This window comes from Hydrogenophaga sp. (assembly GCF_031426985.1).
Taxonomy (GTDB): Bacteria; Pseudomonadota; Gammaproteobacteria; order Burkholderiales; family Burkholderiaceae_C; genus Hydrogenophaga.
On record NZ_JASJOY010000207.1, the window covers coordinates 1 to 4,993 of the forward strand.

Below are 4,993 nucleotides of genomic sequence, written 5' to 3' on the forward strand. Positions count from 1 at the left end.
ATCGGCGAGCGTGGCCGCGAGGTCAAGGAATTCATCGAAGACATCCTGGGCGGCGACGGACGCGCACGCGCGGTCGTGGTCGCCGCGCCGGCCGACGCGCCGCCCCTGGTGCGCATGCAGGGCGCAGCCTACGCCACCGCCATCGCCGAACGCTTTCGCGACGACGGGCTGCACGTGCTGCTGCTGATGGACTCGCTGACCCGCTACGCGATGGCACAGCGTGAAATCGCCCTGGCCATCGGCGAACCGCCGGCCACCAAGGGTTACCCGCCGAGCTGTTTCGCCAAGCTGCCGCAGCTGGTGGAACGCAGCGGCAACGGCCTGAACGGCCGGGGGTCGATCACCGCCTTCTACACCGTGCTCAGCGAGGGCGACGACCAGCAGGACCCGATCGCCGACGCGGCGCGCGCCATCCTGGACGGTCACATCGTGCTCTCGCGTGCGCTGGCCGAATCGGGCCACTACCCGGCCATCGACGTCGAAGCCTCGGCCTCGCGCGTGATGCACAACGTGGCCACGCCGCAGCACCTGGAGCTGGCGCGCAAGTTCCGCAACAACTACTCGCGCTTCATGAAGAGCCGCGACCTGATCCAGCTCGGCGCCTACGTGGCCGGCAGCGACCCCGAGACCGACCGCGCCATCGTGCTCTACCCCGCGCTGCAGCGCTTTCTGATGCAGGACATGCGCGAAGCCGCGACGCTGCAACACAGCCTGCAGCAGCTGGGCGCGGCGCTGCAGGACGAGCCGCGCCAGGGCCATGCACCACGCAACGCCCGCCCCCACCACAACCCCTATGAAGGACAGGCATGACCGCGATCCAGACGCTCAACAAGGTGGTGGACATCGCCGAGAAGCGCCGCGATGAAGCGCGCGCCGCGCTGGCCCAGCAGCAACGCGAAATGCAGATCGCGCAAGACCAGCTGAAACAGCTGCAGACCTACGCCGACGAAGCCCAGCAGCGCTGGATGGCCCGCAGCAGCGGCGCCGGCGTGGACGCGCAGCAGCTGTTCCACCAGCGCCAGTTCATGGCCAAGATCGACCACGCGCTGGAGTTCCAGCGCGGCGTCATCGCCAACCGCGAAGCCCTGATCGACCGCAGCCAGGGCCAGCTGATGGTGGCCGAGCGCGACGTGGCGGGCCTGCGCAAATACACCGAACGCAAGCTGCAGGCCGCACAGCAGCTGGCCCAGCGGCAAGACCAGAAGGCCACCGACGAGATGGCCCTGTCCATCCACCTGCGCCAGAGCCTGGCACAGGCCCAGGCACAAGGCATGCGCTCATGAACACCACCGGCCCCACCCCCTCCGCTCAGCACGGCGCCGCCGCGACCGGCCACACCGCCGCCGGCAACGCCAGCACCCGCGGCCCGGGCCGCCCAGGTCATGGCACAGCCGGCCAGGCCGACCTGTTCGCCAACCTGCTGTCGCTGCTCAGCGCCGGCAGCGAGCTGGCCGCCGACGCGCTGGCACCCGCCCTGGACCCCGGCGTCGGGGCCGCCACCGACGCGGCCACCTCCGCCCTGGCCCTGGACAGCGCCCAGAACCCGCTGGCCGGCCTGCTGGGCTGGCCCGGTGCGCCCGTGCCACCGATGCCGGCCAGCGCCACTGCGGCGTCCGGGCCGGCCGGCCCCGCTTCGCTGGTGGCCGCCGCCGCGGCGGGTCAGGCCGGCCGCAGCAGCCCGGCCCAACCGGTGGATAGCCTGAGCGTTCCGACCGCCGCCCACCCGGCCACTGGCCCAGTCAACGACCCGACGGCCACGCCCGCGCCCGAAACCCTGTCGCCCGACACCCTGGCCGCCCTGGCCCTGGCGAACACACCGGCCGAAGCGGCCACCGCCGCCGACGCCGCCCGCGGCGCAGCGCCGGTGCGCATCACCGCCTGGCGCAGCACCACCGGCCTGGCCCCGCACGCCGCGGGCCTGTCGGCGGCGCAGGCGCTGGCCAGCGCCTCGCCGGCCCACGCATCGATCTCCCAGACCGTGTTTGCCCAGGCCAGCTTCGCCCGTTCCAGCGGGGCCGACGGCGCAGCGATGTCCGCAGCGCAGGTGCTTAGCACGGTGCAACTCGACGAGCGCTTCGAGCCGGCCAGCGGTGACAACACAACCACCACCGCGGCGTCCACCGGCGCGGCCCGCGGCGACGCGCTGCCCGGCGTCAGCGCTGGTGGCCTGGCCGGTGGCGGGCAAGAGGGTGCGGCCGACCTGTCGCAAGGTCACAGCTCGGCCAGCGACCAGCCCGACACCGGCGACGCGGCGGCCCAGGCCGCCGCCGAAGCCGACGACAGCGCCGCCAGCGGCGGCTGGAGCGCCCAGCACCTGCGCCACGCCAGCGTGCGTGTGGGCGAACCGGGCGAACAGGCCATCGACATCCAGCTGTCCATGGCCGGGCAGGAAGTGCGCGTGGAATTCCGTTCCGACGATGCCCAGACCCGCGCCAGCCTGGCGCAGGACGGCGGCGCCTCGCTGGGCGAGCTGCTGCAGCGCAGCGGCATCGACCTGGGCGCGGTCTCGGTCGGGGCCCAGGGCCAGCAGGCCGGCCAGGACCAGCCGGCCCGTGCCCCGCAAGGCCCGGCCGCCCACGCCGCGCAGCGCGCCGCCCGCGAGGCCGACGCCAGCGCCCCCGCCGCCCAGCCGCCGCGCCCGCGCGCCGACGGCAGCCGCCCGCTCGACCTCTTCGTCTGAGGCGACCCGCCACGGGCCGCCCGGCGCGGTCGCGGGCCGTGACCACGCCTTGCGGCGCAGAGGGCGCCCCACGGCCGCCCGTGACACCCCGCCGCGCTGCGCCTGGGTCGTCCGAATAAGCGGCTTTTCCCGCTCTTTTCCGGTGACCGCGCCGGGGGTGTGACTCCAATAATTCCCTCAAGCCCCCGCCACCGGGGACGACCAACGCCCCGTCTTCGGGGCCGGTCCGAATTTCTGGAGCCCCACCATGTCCGCTGCTGCTGCCGCCGCCCAGGCCCCGGCCGATGCCCAACCCAAGAAGAGCAAAAAGCTGCTGTTCATCGTCATCGGTGTGCTGGTGCTCGCCCTCATCGGCGCCGGCGCCGCCTTCTTCATCTTGAAAAAGAACCAGGCCGAAGACGAAGGCGAAGACGGTGCCCATGCATCCGAAGAGGCCGATGCCGCACCGTCCAAGCACGACCCCAAGCACCCGCCCACCTTCCTGCCGCTGGACGCCATGGTGGTGAACCTGGCCGACGAGGGCGGCAGCCGCTTTGTGCAGCTGGCCATCACCCTGCAGCTGGACGACCCCAAGATCGCCGAGGACATGAAGGCCTACATGCCCTCCATCCGCAACGGCATCCTGATGCTGATCTCGCAGCGCACGGCCGAGCAGATGCTGGGCATCCAGGGCAAGGCCGATCTGACGCAGGACATCATCGGTTCGATCTCGGCCGTAATGGGCTACGACTACGAAGACCCACGCGCCGCGGAAGCCGAAGCCCCGCCGCCGTCCAAGAGCACCAAGGCCAAGCGCAAGCACGCCGTCGTCAACCCCATCCAGGGTGTGCTCTTCTCCAGCTTCATCGTCCAGTAAGCACACAGGGCCACGACCATGTCCGAGGCATTTCTCTCCCAGGCCGAGGTCGACGCCCTGCTCGAAGGCGTCACCGGCGAAAGTCAGCAGGTCGAGAAGGAGGCCCCCGCCAAGGAAGGCGTGCGGGGCTACGACATCTCGAACCAGGAACGCATCGTGCGTGGGCGCATGCCCACCATGGAGATCGTCAACGAACGCTTCTCGCGCAACCTGCGCATGGGGCTGTTCAACTTCATCCGCAAGAGCCCGGAGATCACCGTCGGCGCGGTGAAGGCACAGAAGTACAGCGCCTTCCTGCGCGAGCTGGTGGTGCCCACCAACTTCAACATCATGGCCGTGCGCCCGCTGCGCGGCAACGGCCTGGTGGTGTGCGAGCCGACGCTGCTGTTCGGCGTGATCGACAGCCTGTTCGGCGGCAGCGGCAAGTTCAAGACGCGCATCGAAGGGCGCGATTTTTCGGCCACCGAACAGCGGGTGATCACACGCCTGGTGGCCGTGATCGCCGAGGAATACAAGAAGGCCTGGGCCAGCATCTACCCGCTGGAGCTGGTCTACCAGCGCTCGGAAATGCAGCCCCAGTTCGCCACCGTGGCCACGCCCGGCGAGATCGTGGTGTGCACCAGTTTCTCGCTGGAGATCGGGGACCTCACCGGCTCCATGCACATCTGCATCCCGTATTCGACGCTCGAACCCATCCGCGACGTTCTGTACTCCACCGTGCAGGGCGACGCGCAGGAAATGGACCGCCGCTGGGTGCGGCTGCTGAGCCACGAGATCCAGGCCGCCGAGCTGACGATGGTGGCCGAACTCGCCAAGACCGAGGCCACCATCGAACAGCTGCTGGCCATGCAGGTGGGCGATTTCCTGGAGCTCGAACGCGCGCCCAACATCCAGGCCAAAGTCGAAGGGGTTCCTTTATTCGAGTGCCAGTACGGCACACACAAAGGCAAGTACGCGCTGCGCATCGACCGCAAGCTGCGTGGTGCCGAAATGACCTGGCTGGGAGATTCCTATGTCAACTGATACCGCAGAGACCATGAACCAGGACAGCATCGCCGACGACTGGGCGCAAGCCCTTGAAGAGCAGGCCGCCAGCGAGGCCGGCAGCCAGGCCGAGGGCGCCCCGGCGTTCGACAGCCACACGCCCCACCCGCCCGCCGCGTCCAGCGGCCTGGGCGGCGGTGGCACGGGCAGCGGCGCCGGCGGCGGCAGCGCCGACATCCAGATGGTGCTGGACATCCCGGTCACCCTCTCGGTGGAGCTGGGCCGCGTCAAGGTGCCCATCAAATACATCCTGCAGCTCGCGCAGGGCTCGGTGGTCGAACTCGACGCCCTGGCCGGTGAGCCCATGGACGTGCTGGTCAACGGCTACCTCATCGCCCAGGGCGAGGTGGTGGTGGTCAACGACAAGTTCGGCATCCGCCTGACCGACATCGTCACGCCGTCCGAGCGCATGC

At 70.3% G+C, this 4,993-nt stretch carries 5 protein-coding genes and 1 pseudogene; all 6 read left to right on the plus strand.

Going from position 1 to position 4,993, the window contains the following annotated elements; translation table 11 throughout:
- Nucleotides 1-810, plus strand: a pseudogene (locus tag RMP09_RS21390) (flagellum-specific ATP synthase FliI); the annotation flags it as partial.
- Entirely contained in the window at nt 807-1,283 is a 477-nt protein-coding gene (gene fliJ / locus RMP09_RS21395) for a flagellar export protein FliJ (RefSeq protein WP_310568000.1), read from the plus strand. The pseudogene RMP09_RS21390 and the gene fliJ, both read left to right, overlap by 4 nt.
- Nucleotides 1,280-2,680: a flagellar hook-length control protein FliK gene (locus RMP09_RS21400; RefSeq protein ID WP_310568001.1), complete on the plus strand. Its 1,401-nt coding sequence runs from the start codon at nt 1,280-1,282 to the stop codon at nt 2,678-2,680. The genes fliJ and RMP09_RS21400 overlap by 4 nt, the downstream gene beginning before the upstream one ends.
- A 247-nt stretch (nt 2,681-2,927) precedes the next feature.
- Nucleotides 2,928-3,536 carry a flagellar basal body-associated protein FliL gene (fliL, locus tag RMP09_RS21405; protein WP_310568002.1) on the plus strand — a complete coding sequence of 203 codons (609 nt, stop codon included), beginning with the start codon at nt 2,928-2,930 and terminating at the stop codon, nt 3,534-3,536.
- A gap of 18 nt (nt 3,537-3,554) precedes the next feature.
- Entirely contained in the window at nt 3,555-4,559 is a 1,005-nt protein-coding gene (fliM, locus tag RMP09_RS21410; RefSeq protein WP_310568003.1) for a flagellar motor switch protein FliM, read from the plus strand.
- Nucleotides 4,549-4,993: flagellar motor switch protein FliN (fliN, locus tag RMP09_RS21415; RefSeq protein WP_310568004.1), on the plus strand; the 445-nt coding region annotated here is incomplete at its 3' end. The genes fliM and fliN, both read left to right, overlap by 11 nt.